The organism is Streptomyces oryzae (assembly GCF_017676365.1).
GTDB classification, from domain to species: domain Bacteria; phylum Actinomycetota; class Actinomycetes; order Streptomycetales; family Streptomycetaceae; genus Streptomyces; species Streptomyces oryzae.
Window position 1 is genome coordinate 13,634 of the sequence record NZ_JADKMA010000076.1, and the last position, 17,965, is coordinate 31,598.

The following is a 17,965-nucleotide window of genomic DNA, read 5'->3' on the forward strand; positions in this document are numbered from 1 at the left end:
GATGTGGTGATTCCCGTGCTCGACACCGGCCCGCGGCACGCTTGCGCGTGTCAGTAGCGCATCGATGTCGTCACTCAGGGCCGGGCGAGGGCAGGTTCGGATTGTCGCGAAGGGCGTCCAGGACGACCTGTACCGCCGCACGCGTCGGTGAGCCCCGGCGGATGGCCGCGATGATCGGACGGGTTACAGGAGTTGCGAGTTCCCTGGCGGCGACGCGGTAACGGCGGTCGATGGCGAGGCTGGGCAGCAGTGCGATGGACAGCCCGGCCTCGATGTGCTGCAGGGTCATCATGAAACTGCTGAACCGGCACACCACTCGCGGCTCGAACTGCGCTTGGCGGCACAGTCGCAGGGTGAGGTTCGCCATGTAGGACTGTGGCATGTCCAGCGCCCAGGGCTCATCCGCGTAGGCCGCCAGATCCGCGTGGCGGCGTCCAGCCGCGGGGTGTTCGGGTGGGACCACCAGAAGGATCTCGTCGGTGGTCAGCGGGACGAGGTCGAGGTCGGGGCCCAGTGGCAGTTCGTCGTAGTCCGTGTTCGTGATGATGATGTCCGCGTCCCCACTTCGCAGCGCGGGGATGCTCTCGTGCGGCTCCAGTTGCAGCAACTGGACGTCGAGGTGCGGATGCGCGTGTGCCAGACGGGTCACCGCAGGCACGGCCATGCTGTGGATCGCGCTCTGGAAAGCGCCCAGACGCACCAGCCCGGCCGGTTCGTCGCCGAGCCCGCGCAGCTCCGCCTCGACGGTTTCCATGTGATCGAGGATGGCGCGTGCCCGACGCGCGAGGATCAGACCCGCGGGGGTCAGCCGTACCCGGCGTCCTGTTCTCTCCAGCAGTTGGGTGCCGGTCTCGGTCTCCAGTACGGCGAGCTGCTGGGAGACGCTGGACGCGCTCATGTTGGCGTCCTCGGCGACCGCCCGAACGGTGCCGAGCGTGTCGAGCCGGCTGAGCAGTCGCAACCTCAAAGGGTTCATCACATAGCCATTGTTGTACATGTTTGCCGAACAGGGCAGCGGTGTTCGTGAGATGGACGCGTCGTTCGAGCGCGGCCCTCTGCCACTCTCGCCCGGCTGCTGGCCGGCCCACGCTTGAAGATCGGAGCTGGACGCGGCGGCGCTTGGCCTCGCCATTGGTGCAGTTCACGATCGCGTTGCGGATCTCTCGCTCAGTCAGTGGCTTCGTGAAGGACACGGCTGCTTGCCTAAGCATCGTAGGCAAATGCATAATCATATACCGTATAGCTGGGAAGCGATTCGGAGGATGGGTATGGCTCGGGCAGGACTGACCACGGAGCGCCTGGTCCGGGCGGGAGCGGAGCTGGCCGATGAGATCGGCTTCGAGCAGACGACCCCCGCGGAGCTCGCCCGGCGGTTCGGTGTCAAGACCGCGAGCCTGTACTCGCACCTGAAGAACGCCCACGACCTCAAGACCAAGATCGCCCTGTTGGCCCTGGAGGAACTCGCCGACCAGGTGTCCGCCGCGGTGGCCGGGCGGGCGGGTAAAGACGCCCTGACCGCCTTCGCGAACGTCTACCGCGACTACGCCCTCAAGCACCCGGGCCGGTTCGCTGCCGCGAAGTTCCGGCTCGACCCGGAGACGGCGGCCGCCAGCGCGGGCGTCCGGCACGCCCAGATGACGCGGGCGATCCTGCGCGGATACGACCTGGCGGAACCGCACCAGACGCACGCGGTGCGGCTATTGGGCAGCGTCTTCAGCGGCTACGTCGGCCTGGAGACCGCCGGGGGCTTCAGCCACAGCGCCCCCGACGCACAGGAAAGCTGGACCGAGATCCTCAACGCGCTCGACACCCTGCTGCGCAACTGGCCCACCACCTCCTGACCAACGCTTCCGGCCGATCCTTCCGGCCACCCCTGCCAGCCCCCTCCCGATCAAAGAGACCGAGGAAATGCACAGCGAGCACGATTGGACCACCACCCCCATCACCGCTGAGCTCCTGCGCGGCGCTCTCGACCTGGAACACACCGAACGCGGCGTACTGCCCCACCGGTTGCCCGCGCGCGCCCGCCGGCAGATCCCCGACGACCAGCTGGCGATGGCGGAGTCGCAGCCCTCCGGCGTGCGACTGGTCTTCCGCACCCGGGCCACCGCCATCGAACTGGACGTCGTGGCCACCAAGCGGGCCTACGTCGGAGCCCCGCCGCGCCCCGACGGGGTCTTCGAGCTTCTCGTCGACGGGCGACTCGCGCGCCGGGCCGGCGTGACGGACGGCGACGTACTCACCATCGACATGACCGCCGGGACCGCTGAAACCCGACCCGGGCCGGTTCAGACCATGCGGTTCACCGGCCTGTCCGGTGACGAGAAGGACGTCGAGATCTGGCTGCCGCACGACGAGACCACCCAGTTGGTCGCGCTGCGCACCAACGCCCCCATCCGGACCGCGCCACCCGATGGCCGCAAGGTGTGGCTGCACCACGGCAGTTCGATCAGCCACGGCTCCAACGCCACCGCCCCGACCGGAACCTGGCCCGCCGTGGCCGCCGCCCTGGGCAAGGTGGAGCTGGTGAACCTGAGTTTCGGCGGCGGCGCGCTGCTCGACCCGTTCACCGCCCGCACGATCCGCGACACCCCAGCCGACCTGATCAGCCTCAAGATCGGCATCAATGTCGTCAACGCCGACCTGATGCGGCTGCGCGCGTTCGGCCCGGCCGTCCACGGTTTCCTCGACACCATCCGCGAAGGACACCCCACCGCCCCTCTACTGGTCGCCTCCCCCATCTACTGCCCGATCCACGAGAACACCCCCGGGCCCTGCGCCCCGGACGTCAGCGCGATGCGCGAGGGACGGGTGCGGTTCATGAGCACCGGCGACCCCGCGCAGACCGCCGCCGGGAAGCTGACCCTCACCGTGATCCGTGACGAGCTCACCCGCATCGTCCGGCAGCGCACCGCCACCGACCCGAACCTGCACTATCTCAACGGCCTCGACCTCTACGGCAAGACCGACCACGCCGAATGGCCGCTGCTGGACGAACTCCACCCAGGCCCTGCCACCCACCAGCACATCGGCGAATGCTTCGCCCACTTGGCCTTCGGCGACAGCGGCCCGTTCGCCTTGCAGCACCGCTGACTCCTTTCACTGCTGTGCACACCAGTCCAACGGTCCGCCGTCCACGAGGGTTGGAAGCTTTGGGCTTGGGCCGGGGCCGGCTATCGAAAGGGAATGCGTAGGGCAAGGCTGTGAGCCAACGGCTGATCTCCGGGCGGTCAGCCCGCCGTCAGCCGGGCCTCCCGCGGCAGGGCAGGCGCCGCCGTGGTGATCCCGAGGGGCCGGGCCAGGGGCTGGCCGGCAGCGCGCTGAGGCACCGGCCCGGGTGCGGCAACTGCACGCCTACCTGCGTTGGCGTAACGCCAACGCTCGCCGCCCCGACGTCCTCGCGGCGCAGCGTCGCGAACGCGCCCGCATCCGCAGCGAGAAGGGCATCCGCTGGGGCGGACGTCTCTTGCCGTCGCAACCTGAACGGTCCAACGAATCCATGCGGTCGCAGCCCGAAGGTGCAGCAGAGCACCGGACGGACGAATCACTCGCGCATACGGCCTGACGCGGGCGAGACGAGCATCGCTTTGAGGATGCGTTGCAGCTCAACGCGGTCCTGGGGGGTGACCCTCGCCAACCTGCGGTCGTACTCCGCCGCGAGGGCTGCGAGTGCTCGATCGCGTGCTTGAGTGCCCTCAGCGGTCAGTACGAGCCGATGACGCCGCAAGTCCGCCTCGTCGATCTCGCGGCGGATAAAGCCCTTGGCGACGAGGTTGCGAACGTAGACCGTCACGCTCGCCTTGGGCAGCAGCAGCGCAGCGGCGATCTCTGCCGGGTACGGGGATGCCTCCACCTCGGCCAGGACGAAAAACTCCTTGGTCTCCAACCCGAGTTCGGCCAGCTCCCGCGTGCAGGCATCCATCACGACGCCCAGCAGCCGCTGGTTCAGCGTCCACAGCTGCGCCCCGTCGACTGACATGCGAGCCTCCGTCCAGGTGGTACAGTCTCGTATTAGTTCCAGATCGTACCAGTCGCTGTTTTGTACTGGACTCCTATGGAACAAGGATCTCACTAAGGAAGCCACGCATGCTTCAGCACCTCACGATCCCGCGCGGTCCCATCGAACTCGCCGCGGACCTCCACCTGCCCGACAATGCCGACAGCAGCGCACCGCTGCGCGCCGTGGTGCTCTCCACCCCAGGCAGCAGCGTGAAGGAGCAGATCGGCGCCAACTACGCCTCCCGTCTCGCCGCCCGCGGCATCGCGGCGCTCGTCTTCGACCCCGCCCATCAGGGCCAGAGCCAGGGCGAGCCCCGCGACCTCGAAGACCCCTACCGCCGAGGTGAGGACATCTCCTACGCCATCGACCTGCTCACCACGACCCCCGGCATTGACCCGCAGCGCATCGGCGTCCTCGGCATCTGCGCCGGTGGGGGCTACGCCGTGCACACCGCCCGCACGGACCACCGCATCAAAGCGGTCGGCACGGTCGTCCCCGGCAACATCGGTGCCTCGTTCCGCAGCTTCCAGCCCGACGGTCCGGTCGCAGCACTCGACGCCCTCGCGGACGCACGTACCGAAGAGGCCCGCTCCGGCAAGACAACCCGCGTGAACTGGCTGCCCGATACCCTTGAAGACGCCACGGCAGCGGGCCAGACCGACATTGACACCGCTCAGGCCATCACCTACTACCGCACTGAGCGCGGCGGTAACGAACACTCCACGAATCGGCGCCTCTTGCGCAGCGACTCCCTCCTGCTGGGCTATGACGCGTTCCACTTGGCCGATCGGCTCATGACCCAGCCACTACAGGTCATCCTCGCCGGACGCATCGGCAACACCGGCTCCTACGACATGGGCATGCAGCTGTGGAAGCTGGCCCCCAACCCCGTCGATCTCATGGTGATCGACGGCGCCGGCCACTACGAGATGTACGACGAACCCGAATACGTCGACGCTGCCGTCGAACGACTCACCAGCTTCTATGTGAACAACCTGTAAGGCATCCGAACCGGCGAACCTATGCGGTCACAGCACTGGCGAGGGTTTCAGTCGCTGTGGGCGGCCGGCTTGGGATCGGCGTCGAGCGCATCGAGCACTGCGTCGCCGTTCGCCCTCGCCCACTCGGTCAGCATGTGGATCGGTTCGATCAGCGTCGCCCCGAGTGCGGTGAGCTCGTACTCGACGCGGGGCGGGACCTCGGCGTAGGCGTGGCGGCGGATGAGTCCGTGCGCCTCGAGCCGTCGGAGCGTCTGGGTGAGCATCTTGCGGGAGATGCCGCCGATCAGCTCGATCAGCTCGCCATGGCGCACCGGGCCCTTGCTGAGGCCGTAGAGCACGACCACCGTCCACTTGTCGGCGATGAGCTCGACCGCCAGACGCGCCGGACAGTCGGCGAGAAAGGGATCACCGGGACCGAAACCGCTCATGGCGCCAAAGGTACCTGCTGGTTCCTATCAAATTCATAGCCTGGGTTCCCTTCTCCCCTCCAAAAGCCAGGAGAGTCATGCGAGTCATCACCCAGGAGACGCTCGGCGGTCCCGAGGTGCTCACTATTGTGGACGCGCCCGAGCCCCAGCCCCTTCCGACCGAGGTTCTCGTCCGCGTCAAGTCGATCGGGCTGAACCCACTGGAGGCGCGCCTGCGGGCCGGCGAGTTTCCGCTGATCGGCCGGCCGCCGTTCGTCCTCGGCTGGGACATCAGCGGCGTGGTCGAGGAGGGGCCGCAGACGTGGCGGCTGAGGCCCGGCGACGAGGTGTTCGGGATGCCGCTGTTCCCGCGGGCGGCGAGCGCGTACGCCGAGGTCGTGTCGGCGCCGGCGTTGCACCTGGCACGCAAGCCGGCTTCGCTCTCGCACGTCGAGGCGTCGGCGCTGCCGATCGTCGGGCTGACGGCGTGGCAGGGCCTCGTCGACCTCGGCGGCGTGAGCGAGGGCGACCGCGTCCTGGTCCACGGCGGTGGTGGCGGGGTCGGCCACGTCGCGGTCCAGATCGCGAAAGCGCTCGGCGCGCACGTGATCGCGACCGCCAGCGGGGGCAAGCGGAAGTTCGTCGAGGGGTTCGGCGCCGACGAGGTGATCGACTACAGGGCGGTCGACTTCACCGAGGCGGTCCGCGACATCGACGTCGTGCTCGACACGATCGGCGGCGACACCGTCAAGCGGTCCCTCGAAGTGCTCCGCCCAGGCGGTCACCTGGTGACGGCAGTCGCCGAGGAGGATTCGGAGCTCATCGCCAAGTACGAGGCGGCCGGCATGCGCTTCAGCGGCATAGCGGTCGACCCCGATCCGGTTGCCCTGCGAGGTCTCGTCGAACTCGTCGAACAGGGCAGGCTCCGGGTCCACATACAGGAGACGTTCCCGTTCGAGCGCGTCGCCGATGCGCACCGGCTGCTCGATGGCGGTCACCTCCAGGGCAAGCTCGTTCTCACCGTCTGATTCCGTCGTGACCCTGACCGCGACCTCACGATGCACACCGCTCAGTGGGAGTACCTACTACAGGAGCTCGCCTTCCGTTCGAGCATCACGTGCAAGCGTCGGCTGCGGGACTGGCACGAAGGCGGCGTCTGGCAGCGGCTGCACGGTCTGCTGCTAGCCGAGCTGAACGCGGCGGCACGGCTGGACCGGTCCCGCTGCGTGGTCGACTCCTCCCACGTCAAGGCGTCATCTCATTGCTCTTCGGCCGGCATCTCGGTCGCATTCTTGATGCGCCGTGCCTGTTTGACCAGCTGTGACGAGCCGGAGCGCGCCGCCAGTTCGTTGATCTCCGGTATCGTCCCGCGGGCTCCGCACCGTTCCGCGCATTCCGCCGCGAGCGTGAGTACGGCGAGAAGGCCGTGCGGCACTGCGCCCGTCAGCAGCGATGGGAGGGCGGCCGAGAGCACGGCCCACACCGTGGCATACGTGCCGGTGCGTACCGCTTCCCGCAGCGCCATCGCGACTCGCTGAAGCTTGAGCCGCCGGCGCAGACGGATCAGCTCGGCGATGTCCGCGCCGAGTCGAGCCGCATCGAGCTGTCCGCGGGCGGCCAGGATGAGCATGGCCTCCACGGCGAACAGCTGCTCCTGCATGCGCCGTGCCCCGAGGCCGTAGGCCAGGAGGAGATGGGTCGCGGGCCCGGCCGGTCCGCCCGACTCGGCCAGCGTGGGCAGCACGGGTGCGCCCTTTCCGGCATTGTCGGACTCGGCCAGGTGCCCGAAGGACACCAGCATCTGCGCCGCGATCACCTCCCGGTGCTGGGGCAGGAGGGCCAAGGCATGCGGGGAACACTCCCCGCCGACCCCGCACTTGCACGGGCTCGCGATGGGGTCGTGGGCACCGAGCAGAGAACGGAACGGCTCGGAATGATCCTCGTACCCGGGGACGGCCTCGGTGCGGACCAGCACCCCGGGGAGAGGGGTCCTCCACCGCAGTGGCTCGATACCACGGGAGACGGCGGGATCGGGCAGTCCCCCCGAGGCGAGCCAGGCGGCGAGCCGCCGCCCCGCCGGGGACGTGAGCTTCGTGGCAGCCGCCCGCGCCTCGGGCGGTACCTCCCGGTCGAGTCGCAGCAGTGCCTGGTCGAGGTCGGCTCGGCCGGGTTCGGTGCCGGAGCACTCGTATGCGGCGAGCCGCGCCACCAGTTCCGACGCTTCGATGGTCCCCGTCGCCCAGGTGGGCGTGGCCAGCAGGAACGGCAAGGGGTCAGCGCCCAGCCGCTCCCCGATTTCGGCCGCACGGATGAGGGAGACGGACTGGAGGGCCGAAGTGCCGGTGGAATTGTCTGCGCCTCGGCAATGCGTCAGCAATCTTTGAACAAGGTCCGCCGGATAACTTCTTCGTCGGCCACGGGGGCCGGATGGGGAGTCCGATTCGGTGACATGGAAAGAGGGCCTTGTTACTGCCCCGCCCCCTGAAGTTCACCGGGTTTTCATCAATTGTTCCGTCTTATTCACTGGCGTTGTCCGCCTTACCGTCTGGATTGGATATGCCCAAACTCTCCGTCATCGTGCCGTGTCACAACGTCCAGGAGTTCGCGGAAGACACGCTGCGGAGCCTCGCCAACAACGCGAGCCCGGCAACCGAGTTCCTCCTGGTCGACGACTGTTCCACGGATGCCACCCCCGAGATCCTCGACCGGTGGGAGCAGCGTCTTCCCCAGGCCACCGTCATCCGGCACGAGGAGAACAAGGGCATCGCCCAGAGCCGTAACAGTGGAATCGACGCCGCCCGCGGTGACTTCCTCACTTTTCTCGACGGCGACGACTGGTACGGACCCGGATACCTCGACGAACTCATCCGCGTCATCGAGGAGTTGGGCTGCGACTTTGTGCGGACCGACCATGTGCAGAGTACCGAGACGCACCGAGTCGTGCGCCGTGCCCCGGCGCCGGTGCGTGACAGGGTGCTGAACCCGCGGGATGTGATCGCACCACCCGAGGCGGAGACCATGGTCGACTATCCGTTCGTATGGGCTGGTGTCTACCGGCGCCGCCTTTTCGACGACGGCGCCATGCGGTTCGCCACCGACCTGCGTACCGCCGAGGACAGACTGTGGACCTGGCGTCTCCATCTGCGGGCGCGCTCCTTCGCGGCGACGGGGCTGCTCGGCGTGTTCTACCGGCGCGGCGTCGCCACCTCCCTCACCCAGATCCGTGACGCCAGGCAGCTGGACTTCATTCCGGCCCATGACGCGCTGCTCGCCGACCTCGCAGCCGACCCGGAAAGCGAGCGCTTTCTGCCCAAGGCGATACGGACCTACTGCGCATTGCTCGAATTCCACCTCACCAAGATCCGGCGCTACCAACGGCCCGTCGCCAGAAGGCTCAAGAAAATGGTCGCCACCGCATTGCAGGGCATGCCTCAGGATGTGCTGGATATGACCCTGGAGGGTATGGACGACCGACGGGCCGACAAACTGCGGCGGTACCGCACGTCCAGGAAGGCGGCCTGATCCATGCCCGAGCCGACTGAGTCACCCGAGTCCGCCTCGGCCGTGCCCCCTGCGCCCCTCTCATCCGCGTCCTCCATACCGCTCTCCTCAGGGTCTCCCGTGCAGATCTTCGAGGTGTCGACGCTCTACGGCGCGGCGACCCTGGCCGCATCCGTGGACGCCGGCCAGTTCGGTCCGCCTGGCGCGGCCCGCAGGATCCTCCTGGTGTCCAACAACGCGGCGACCCCCGAAGGGACGACCGCGCTTTCGGAGATGAACGGCTTCGACGGCCTCGCACAGCGCTTCGACGAGATTGTCGACTGGAACGAGGCCATCCGCCCGCACCATCCGAGTAGCTGGACCCCGCCGCGTGATGAATCGCCCTTGTGGGAGCGGATGTTCCGGCACACCTGGCAGCTGGGCGCCGCACCGGTCGAGCTGATTGTGGAGTCGGTGCACGTCAGCCCGGCCAAGGCGCTGGCCACGATCTTCAGTGGCAGCGCCATCCACGTCTACGCCGACGGTCTGATGAGCTACGGGCCCACCCGCGAGCGGCTGCCCCAGTGGCTGGGCTGCCGCATCCAGCGGCTGCTCCACCTCGACCTCGTCCCCGGACTCCGCCCCCTGCTGCTGGCCGAGCACACGGTCGAGCCCGAGACGGTGCCCAATGATGCCTTCGCGAAGGTGCTCGGCGAACTGGGCGAGGCCGCGGCAGGCGAGCCGGAGCTGGCCCGCGTGGCAGCGGGCGGCCCCACCGCCGTACTGCTGGGCCAGTACCTCGCAACGCTGAACATCCTCACTCCGGAGGAGGAAGAAGATCTGCACGTCCGGATGCTCCGCGGCGCTGTGGCGGCGGGACACGAGCGCATCGTATTCAAACCGCACCCCACCGCCCCGGCACGCTACTCCCGCGTGCTGCAAAAGGCCGCGGCCGATGCCGGAGTACAGCTGCACATCCTGGCCGGGCCGGTACTGGCCGAGGCGGTGTACGACCGATGCCGGCCGACACTGGTCGTCGGCTGCTTCTCCACCGCGCTGCTGACCGCGGCCACCTACCACGGAATCCCCATCGCCCGGGTGGGTACGGAACCGCTCCTTGACCGGCTGAGGCCCTATCAGAACAGCAACCGGGTGCCGGTCACCATCGTCGATTTCGTCGTCCCCGACCTGGAGGGCGGCCAGGAGTACGCACCGATCACACGGCAGCAGGTCGATGACGTCGAGGCGCTGCTGCGCACTGTGGGCTACTGCATGCAGGCCAAGCTCCACCCCCTGCTGCGCGAGGACGCCATCGCCTGGCTGAGTACACACCTGGACGAGATCACCGTCCGCTACTTCAAGCGTCGCCGCCTGACCGCACTGGCGCTCCCGGGTGGCGGCACATCGATCCGCGCCCGCCTGCTGCGCAACAGCCCGTCAGCCCGCTGGGCAGCACGCCGGGTCCGGGCAGCACAGCGCAGGCTCGCGGTACGGGACCGCACACGCAGCGCCGGGTAACGGAGCGCCGGGCAAGGGCACCCGGCCCCGTCGTCACAGCCCAGCCTGCCGTCACATGCCGGCAGTCGGGCCCCGGCTGCTCGGCGACTGCCCCGGGCCCCCAGCAACGTGCTGATGCGCTCGGACGATGGTGGAGTCGACCGCGACGACCCGCTTGAGGTCGCCTTCGGGGCCCTGCTCCTCGCCCGCTCGCCTGCCGGGGTCACGCTCACGCCGGTGGGCACGGTACTGCTCAAGGAGGCACGGGCCCTACTCGCCCATGCCGACCACGTCCGCGTACGCGTGAACGCGGCGGCCGGCGCGCCCACCCTGACCATCGGCATCCTGGGCGACGGCACCGACCCGGGAGTGGCCAGGCCGGCCGCGGCCTACCGCCGAAAGCACCCCGGCATCGACATCCGCATCCGCGACACCGATCTGACCGACCCGACGTGCGGGTTGCGCGCCGGAGAGGTCGATATCGCCCTCACCCGGGCGCCGTCCGACCAGACCACACTGACGGTGCGGGCGCTGCGAGCCGATCCGGTCGGCGTGGAGAGCTTGAGCCGGCCGAAGGCAAGCATCAGGTCGCCGTGCACGTGGTCGCGGTAACGGGCGTAAGTGGTGGGCTCGAGGACCTCTTCGACGCTGCTGTCCAGGGCGAGACCCGCGACCGCGGTGATATCACCCGTCTCGGGGTTCACCGCTGCTCGGAGACACCCGCAGCGGACCGGGGTTGACCGGGAGATCGAAGTGCAGGGCGGGAGATGCCGCGCGACAGCGTGGGCTCCGAGGTGGGTGAACATGCGCCTGACAGCTCCCGGTCCGCTGTCGGCTGCGCATCGAGTCATACGCCGGATGTCACCTCGGGTGGCTCCTGTGAGTGCGGGCCTCCCGTCTCCGGCGGCGTCGCCGAATCCGCCGCTGCCATGGCTTCGGCGAGGCTCTTCGGACGCATGTCGGTCCAGTGCTGCTCGACGTGGTCCAGGCACGCCTGCCGGGTGTCCTTTCCATGGACGACGGACCAGCCATCGGGCACCGCGATGGCAGCGGGCCACAGTGAGTACTGATGCTCGTCGTTGATCAGTACCAGGTACTCGGCTTCCTGGTCCTCGAAGGGGTTGGTCATGACGGTCAGCTCCTCGTGGCGTCGGTGAACGGGGGTAGAGCCGGGTCGTGGAGGACTGTCCGCCCCTCACCCAGGGCTGCGGCGAGGACGGGTCCGATGTGTGCGAGAACCTGGGGCCGCATCATGTGGCCGTGCTCGCACCGGGCGTCGCACTCCGTCACCTCACCGCTGACGTACGGCTGCCAGTCGGCTGCCGACCACTGCGGGTGGTCCGGCTCCGGCTCGGCTTTGAAGAGCAGCACGTCGCCCGTGAACGTGCGCGGCGCGAAAGTACGCCAGCGCAAGCGGGTGTTGTGAGTCAGTGTGTCCGCGACAGCGGTGACAACGGGCTCGTCCAGGAGGGTGGCCAGCGCGCTCCCCTGGCGGCGGAGTACTTCAGCGGCTCGTCCGGCGTCCAGGGGTTGCAGCGGTGATTCTCCGGGCGGGTTGGCAGGATGCCCATCCTGCCGAGCGTGCGGGAGGGCCGTGCAGCCGATGGCATCCACGAACAGCTCGGCCACGTCCTGGGCTGTGTGCCGTGGAACGGCACGTCCGGGTTCGACCTGGGAAGGAGCGGCGTCCAGCAGGGCCAGCAGCGCGACCCGCTCGCCCTGTTCCTGGAGGCGCACCGCCATGACGTGGGCGACGGCGCCGCCGAAGGACCAGCCGAGGAGGTGGTAGGGGCCGTGCGGCTGGATCGCACGGATCTGCTCCAGGTAGTCGGCGGCCATGTCCTCGATGGATTCCGGGCGCGTTTCGGGGCGGGTCAGTCCGCGAGCCTGGAGACCGTAGACCGGGCGGTCCTCGATGTAGCGCAGCAGACCCGCGTACGACCAGCTGATGCCGGATGCGGGGTGGACGCAGAAGAGCGGGGAACGGCTTCCGTGGGGGCGCAGCGGCAGCAGCACGTCGAGTCCGTCGGCCGGTCCCAGCTCCGTCTCCGTACCGGCCGGGTCCGCTCCCACCCGCCGTGCGAGCTCGGCCGGGGTCTGTGCCGCGAACACGCTCCGGATACCGGGATCGGTGCCGAAGAGCGCCTGCACTCGGCTGACGAGCCTGGCCGCCAGCAGCGAGTCGCCGCCCAGGTCGAAGAACCCGTCGTCGACACCCACCGAGGGCAGCCCGAGGACCTCGGCGAAGACTTCACTCATCAGTTCCTCGGGCGGGCCGCAGGGGGCCCGGCCCGCGCCGTCCGGCGCGAAGACGGGGGCGGGCAGCGCCTGCCGGTCCAACTTGCCGTTGGCGGTCAGGGGCAGCCGGTCGAGGACGACGACGGCGGCGGGGACCGTGTGTGCGGGCAGCCGACCCCGCACGAATCCACGGACGGTTCCGGGGTCGAGGGATGATCCCGGTACCGGGACGACGTAGCCGACGAGTTGCTTGCGGCCTGGGCTGTCCTCGCGGACCGCCACCGCGGCCCTTTCCACCCGCGGGTGGGCAAGCAGCGCGGCCTGCACTTCTCCCAGCTCGATGCGGACACCGTGAATTTTCACCTGGTCGTCCACACGGCCGAGGTATTCCACGACGCCGTCCGGGCGTTGCCGCCCGAGGTCACCGGTGCGGTACATCCGCTCGCCGGGGCCGCCGTACGGGGCGGCGACAAAGCGTTCCGCGGTCAGCACCGGTTGCCGCAGGTAGCCGCGGGCCAACCCGGCACCGGACAGGTAGATCTCCCCCGATACTCCGGGAGGCACCGGTCGGAGAGCGGCGTCCAGTAGGTACACACCGGTGTTCCAGATCGGTGTGCCGGCCGCCACATCGGCACCGTGGGAGACGGCGTGCAGGCTGTCTCCGCTGGCTTCCGACGCACCGTAGAAGTTGACCAGGCGTGCGTGCGGAAGGGCCTCGGCGAACCGTCGGGACAGCGCGGGCGGCAGCGCTTCACCGCTTGTCACCCACGTGGTACAGGAGGTGAGAAGCTCTCGGTCGCCGTCGAGCAGGGCGGCGAGCAGACTGGGCACAACAGTGATACGGGTGGCGCGATGCCGAGCGAGAAGCCGGGCCAGGTCCCTCGGGCTGCGTGCGGTCTCGGAGTCCGCGAGGACCACCGGCGCCCCGTGCAGCAGGGCGCCGAGCAGTTCCGTACCGCCGTCGATGAAGCTGAGCGTGGTCTTGGCAAGTACCGGCTGGTCTGGGCTCCAGGGGTACTCCTGGGCGCACCACAGCAGCCGGTTGACACATCCCCGGTGCAGGCCGACGACACCTTTCGGGGTGCCGGTGGAGCCGGAGGTGTAGAGGATGTAGGCAGGGTGCGACGGCCTCAGCGAAGCGTTCCGGTCGGCGTCCGTCAGGTCGGTGTCCGGCCGGTCGGGACCCGGCGCTCCCCGCGAGCCGTTTGCGGCAGCAGTCGCTCCGCCACCGGCCCCGGTCAGGCCGTCGGTACCGTCCAGGACAAGACGGGGAACGCCGGTGTCGGGCAGTTCCGGTGCGGTGGCGTCGTCGGTGACCAGAAGGACCGGGCGGGTGTCACCGAGCATGTAGGAGAGGCGCTCGGCGGGGTAGGCCGGGTCCAGGAACAGATAGGCGGCCCCTGCCTTCAAAGTGGCGAGCAGCGCGGTGACCATCTGCGGTGTGCGCGGCAGTGCGAGGGCGACGACGCGCTCGGGACCGGCACCGTGGGCGACGAGAAGACGGGCCAATTGGTTGGCTGCCCCGTTGAGTTGCGCGTACGTCGTCGTCCGGTCCGCGAACAGCAGGGCCGTGCTGTGCGGGGTGCGGGCCGCCTGCGCTTCGAAGAGCTGCGGCAGCGTCGTGTCAGGCACGTCCCGCGCCGTGTCGTTCAGCTCGCGCAGCACCGTGCGCCGCTCGGCGGCGGACAAGATGTCCACATACCCGATCCGCTGGTCCGGGTTCTCCAGTACTGCGTCGAGGAGACGCCGTAGCCGTGCGGCGAAAGCCGCGACCGTGGAGCGGTCGAACAGGTCGGCGCTGTATTCCATCTGTACGTCGATGCCGGCGGGCGCTCCGTCCGGAGTGCGGTGCTCGCAGGCGTTGATCTCCATGTCCAGCCGGGCGGTTCCGGTGTCGGTGCTCAGGGGCGTCGCCGTCACATCGGGGAGGTCGAGTTGTCGGCCCTCGGAGGACTGCCAGGTCAGCATCGTCTGGAAGAGAGGGTGGTGTGCGGCGGACCGGACAGGGTTGAGCTTCTCCACCAGACGCTCGAATGGTGCTTCCTGGTGGGCGAACGCCTCCAGGTCGCTCTCGCGGACGCGGTCCAGCAGTTCACGGAAGGTGGGATCGCCGGAGGTGTCGGTGCGGAGCACGAGGATGTTGACGAAGAAACCGACGAGGTCGTCCAGTTCCTCCTCGGTCCGTCCGGCTACGGGTGTGCCGAGGGGGATGTCGGTGCCCGCACCGAGCCGGGTCAGCAGTGCCGCCAGCGCGGCCTGTACCACCATGAACACGCTGGCCCCGCAGTCCCTGGCCAGCGCGGTGAGCCGCTGGTGACTGTCGGTATCCCAGTGGAAGGTGAGCACGTCGCCCTGAGCACGGGGGATGGCGGGGCGCTGCCGGTCGGTGGGCATGGAGAGCTGGTCGGGCATACCGCGCAGCCGCAGGGCCCAATAGTCGAGGTGCTGGGAGATCGGGCTGTCCGAATCGTCCGGGTCCCCGAGAACCTCGTGCTGCCAGAGCGCGTAGTCCGCGTACTGCACCGGGAGGGGCTCCCAGTGTGGTGCCGCTCCAGAGCGGCGGGCTGCGTAGGCGTGGGCCAGGTCCCGCCACAACGGGCCGAGGGACCAGCCGTCGGCCGCGATGTGGTGGACCACCAGCACCAGGACGTGCTCCTCCGGTCCGAGGACGAACACGTCTGCCCTCAGCGGGCAGTCACGGGTGAGATCGACGCTCCGGCGGGCCGCAGCGCGCACTTCGGCGTGCACGCGGTCCCCGTCCGCCCCCTCGAGGGAGGTGATGGTGACGGCGTCCCGCACAGCGTCGCGGGCGAGCACTGTCTGCCGCGGTGTCCCGTCGGTCTCCGGCAGTACTGTGCGGAGGACTTCGTGGCGGCCCATCACGTCCAGGAGCGCTGTGCGCAGCGCCCCGGTGTCCAGCGGGCCGGTCAGCCGCAGGGCCAGGGGGATGTTGTAGACGGCGCTCGGTCCGTCCATGCGGTGCATGAACCACAGTTGGCGCTGGGCGAAGGACAGCGGCACCGTCTCCGGCCGGGGCACGGGCCGCAGCCGGGGCCTGGCGGCGTAGGTGCCGCGCAGCCGTCCGGCCGCCCCGGAGACGGTCGGAAAGGCGAAGAGGTCTCGGACTTCCAACTCGCTGCCGAGTACAGAGCGGATACGCGCGGCAAGCCGGGTGGCCAGCAGCGAGTCTCCGCCGAGAGCGAAGAAGTCGTCGTCGACCCCGACTGCGGGCAGGCGCAGTACCTCGGCGAACAACTCGCACAGCACTTCTTCCTCAGGTGTGCGCGGTGCCCGCGAGATGACCGCCGGGGCGAAGTCGGGGTCGGGCAGCGCACGCCGGTCAAGCTTCCCGCCGGCTGTCATGGGCAACGCGTCCAGCGGCACGACAGCAGCGGGAACCATGTGACCCGGCAGCCTGGCGCGCAGGAACTCCCGTACGGCGGCGGGATCGAGGGGCCCCTCCCCCGCTGCGTCCGCACCGGCCACAACGTATCCGACAAGCCGCGCAACACGTCCCCTGTCGCTCTCGTCACCCTCGTCCTCGCGGACGGTGGCCGCCGCCTGGGCGACACCGGGATACGCGACGAGTGCCGCCTCCACTTCTCCGAGCTCGATGCGGAAGCCGCGCACCTTCACCTGATCGTCGGCGCGGCCGAGGAACTCCAGCTGCCCGTCCGCGCGGTGGCGCACGACATCTCCGGTGCGGTACATGCGCTCACCGGGCGGCCCGTACGGGCAGGCCACGAAGCGCTCGGCGGTGAGCCCGGCCCGCCGGAGGTAGCCCCGGGCGAGTCCCGCGCCGGCCAGGTACAGCTCGCCGGGCACGCCGGGCGGCACCGGACGCAGCGCCCCGTCCAGGACGTAGGCGCGGGAGTGGGTGGCGGGCATACCGATGGGGGGCCGATGATGGGGTGCGGCGTCCGCGAGCCGGAGCGGTGGGCTGAGGGTGACGAAGACGGTGGCCTCTGTCGGCCCGTACGCGTTGATCATGCGCCGTCCGCGCGACCAGTCTGCCACGAGTGCGGCGGTGCATTCCTCTCCCCCGGTAACAAGCGTCGACAGGCCCGGAAGAGCCGCACGTGGCAGTCCCGCGAGCACGGTCGGAGGGATCAGGCAGTGGGTGACGCGGTGCACCTCGACGAAGCGAGCGAGCGCTTCCCCTCCGAGTGGGCCGGGAGGCGGCACCACCAGTGCGGCACCGGCGCCAACAGCCATGAGAAGTTCCATGACGGAGGCGTCGAAGCTCGGTGAGGCGAGCTGAAGGACCCGGCTGCCCGAACGGACCTGGAAGCGGTCCGCCTGCGTCGAGGCGAGAGCGTGGAGCCCGGCGTGGGTGACAGCGACACCCTTGGGGGTGCCCGTCGAACCGGAGGTGTAGATCACGTACGCGGGGTGCTGAACACAGAGCGGGGCAGTGCGGTCGGGGTCGGCGGGATCGCGATCCGGCTGCTCCGCGAGACCTCGGCCCGTCTCCTCCGTATCCAGAACGACGCGGTGGACTCCGTCAGGTGGCAGCCGGAGGGTCGTCTCTGCCGTAGTGACGACCAGGACGGGCGCCGCGTCCCGAAGGACGTAGGCGATCCGCTCGGCCGGGTAGTCGGGGTCGACGGGGAGGTAGGCCGCACCGGTTTTGGCCACGGCGAGGACGCTCACGATCATGTCGGCGGAGCGCGGCAGACACAGGGCCACCACGCGTTCCGGACCTGCGCCGTGGGCGATGAGCAGGTGCGCGAGGCGGTTGGCGTCCGCGTTGGTCTGCGCGTACGTCGACGTCAGTGGCCCGGAGACGAGAGCGAGGGCGTCGGGGGAACAGGCGGCCTGTCGCTGGAAGAGGTCCGGCAGCAACACGGCCGGTGCCTGGTGGTCGGAGGCGCTCCACTCGTGCAGGAGCAGCCGTCGCTCTTCGTCCGAGAGGATGCCCGCCGCCGAGACGGGGAGGTCGGGCTGCGCTGTCACCGCTTCGAGGAGCCGCCGCAGGCGCACGGCCACTGTGGTGACGGTGGCCGGATCGAAGAGATCAGTGGCGTACTCCACCGACCCGTCGATCCCGGCCGGAGCGCCACCCGGGGCACGGTGCTCGGTGAAGCGGAAGGACAGGTCGAACTTGGCCGTGCCGGTGTGCTCGTCCACCTTCTCGGCGCTGACTCCCTGGAGGGAGAGCGCGTCATCGGCCGACGTATCCAGGGCGAGTGCGATTTGGAAGAGGGGGTTGCGGGCGGGCGAGCGGGGCGGATTGAGGGCCTCCACCACTTGCTCGAAGGGCACATCCTGATGCGCGAACGCCCGCAGATCCACCTCCCGCACCCGCTCCACCAACTCCCGGAACGACGGATCACCAGAGG

The 17,965-nt window shown here is 69.3% G+C and carries 11 protein-coding genes and 4 pseudogenes; 9 read left to right on the forward strand and 6 right to left on the reverse strand.

Annotation, left to right across the window (positions count from 1 at the left end):
- Positions 1-70: 70 nt before the first annotated feature.
- Complete coding sequence (locus tag ITI46_RS16595; RefSeq protein ID WP_247746093.1) at positions 71-976, reverse strand: LysR family transcriptional regulator; 906 nt, start codon at positions 974-976, stop codon at positions 71-73.
- Between the two features lie 292 nt (positions 977-1,268).
- Here ITI46_RS16595 and ITI46_RS16600 point away from each other — a divergent pair, with 292 nt between their 5' ends.
- The 3 genes and pseudogenes from ITI46_RS16600 to ITI46_RS36240 form a co-directional block, all read left to right on the forward strand.
- Complete coding sequence (locus ITI46_RS16600; protein ID WP_209240336.1) at positions 1,269-1,841, forward strand: TetR/AcrR family transcriptional regulator; 573 nt, start codon at positions 1,269-1,271, stop codon at positions 1,839-1,841.
- Between the two features lie 67 nt (positions 1,842-1,908).
- Positions 1,909-3,093 (forward strand): SGNH/GDSL hydrolase family protein, encoded by a 1,185-nt coding sequence (locus ITI46_RS16605; RefSeq protein WP_209240337.1) that lies wholly within the window; start codon positions 1,909-1,911, stop codon positions 3,091-3,093.
- A 241-nt stretch (positions 3,094-3,334) separates the two neighbouring features.
- A pseudogene (locus ITI46_RS36240) lies at positions 3,335-3,466 on the forward strand (IS630 family transposase); the annotation flags it as partial.
- Between the two features lie 78 nt (positions 3,467-3,544).
- Here the strand turns inward: ITI46_RS36240 and ITI46_RS16610 are convergent.
- A complete protein-coding gene (locus ITI46_RS16610) occupies positions 3,545-3,979 on the reverse strand; it encodes a MarR family winged helix-turn-helix transcriptional regulator (protein ID WP_209240338.1) in 435 nt (144 codons plus the stop codon).
- Positions 3,980-4,086: 107 nt separating this feature from the next.
- Here ITI46_RS16610 and ITI46_RS16615 point away from each other — a divergent pair, with 107 nt between their 5' ends.
- Complete coding sequence (locus ITI46_RS16615) at positions 4,087-5,001, forward strand: alpha/beta hydrolase (RefSeq protein ID WP_209240339.1); 915 nt, start codon at positions 4,087-4,089, stop codon at positions 4,999-5,001.
- A gap of 47 nt (positions 5,002-5,048) precedes the next feature.
- On the opposite strand, the gene ITI46_RS16620 is transcribed toward ITI46_RS16615, so the two are convergent.
- Positions 5,049-5,429 (reverse strand): winged helix-turn-helix transcriptional regulator, encoded by a 381-nt coding sequence (locus ITI46_RS16620; RefSeq protein ID WP_209240340.1) that lies wholly within the window; start codon positions 5,427-5,429, stop codon positions 5,049-5,051.
- Between the two features lie 77 nt (positions 5,430-5,506).
- On the opposite strand from ITI46_RS16620, the gene ITI46_RS16625 reads away from it, so the two are divergent.
- Positions 5,507-6,436: an NADP-dependent oxidoreductase gene (locus tag ITI46_RS16625; protein ID WP_209240341.1), complete on the forward strand. Its 930-nt coding sequence runs from the start codon at positions 5,507-5,509 to the stop codon at positions 6,434-6,436.
- Positions 6,437-6,448: 12 nt separating this feature from the next.
- Positions 6,449-6,693: pseudogene (locus ITI46_RS36050) on the forward strand (IS5/IS1182 family transposase); the annotation flags it as partial.
- On the opposite strand, the gene ITI46_RS34865 reads toward ITI46_RS36050, so the two are convergent.
- A complete protein-coding gene (locus tag ITI46_RS34865; protein ID WP_280634781.1) occupies positions 6,667-7,785 on the reverse strand; it encodes a DUF7824 domain-containing protein in 1,119 nt (372 codons plus the stop codon). The pseudogene ITI46_RS36050 and the gene ITI46_RS34865 sit on opposite strands and share 27 nt — an antisense overlap.
- 179 nt (positions 7,786-7,964) lie before the next feature.
- Here ITI46_RS34865 and ITI46_RS16640 point away from each other — a divergent pair, with 179 nt between their 5' ends.
- The 3 genes and pseudogenes from ITI46_RS16640 to ITI46_RS16650 form a co-directional block, all read left to right on the forward strand.
- Positions 7,965-8,930 carry a glycosyltransferase family 2 protein gene (locus tag ITI46_RS16640; protein ID WP_209240342.1) on the forward strand — a complete coding sequence of 322 codons (966 nt, stop codon included), beginning with the start codon at positions 7,965-7,967 and terminating at the stop codon, positions 8,928-8,930.
- Between the two features lie 3 nt (positions 8,931-8,933).
- On the forward strand, positions 8,934-10,406 hold the full coding sequence (locus tag ITI46_RS16645; protein ID WP_247746095.1) for a polysialyltransferase family glycosyltransferase: 1,473 nt from the start codon (positions 8,934-8,936) through the stop codon (positions 10,404-10,406).
- Between the two features lie 114 nt (positions 10,407-10,520).
- Positions 10,521-10,940 (forward strand): annotated as a pseudogene (locus ITI46_RS16650) (LysR family transcriptional regulator); the annotation flags it as partial.
- 367 nt (positions 10,941-11,307) lie between these two features.
- Here ITI46_RS16650 and ITI46_RS16655 read toward each other — a convergent pair.
- Both ITI46_RS16655 and ITI46_RS16660 read right to left on the reverse strand, forming a co-directional pair.
- Positions 11,308-11,514 (reverse strand): annotated as a pseudogene (locus ITI46_RS16655) (MbtH family protein); the annotation flags it as partial.
- A 5-nt stretch (positions 11,515-11,519) separates the two neighbouring features.
- Positions 11,520-17,927 (reverse strand): non-ribosomal peptide synthetase, encoded by a 6,408-nt coding sequence (locus ITI46_RS16660; RefSeq protein ID WP_443742835.1) that lies wholly within the window; start codon positions 17,925-17,927, stop codon positions 11,520-11,522.
- Positions 17,928-17,965: the final 38 nt, after the last annotated feature.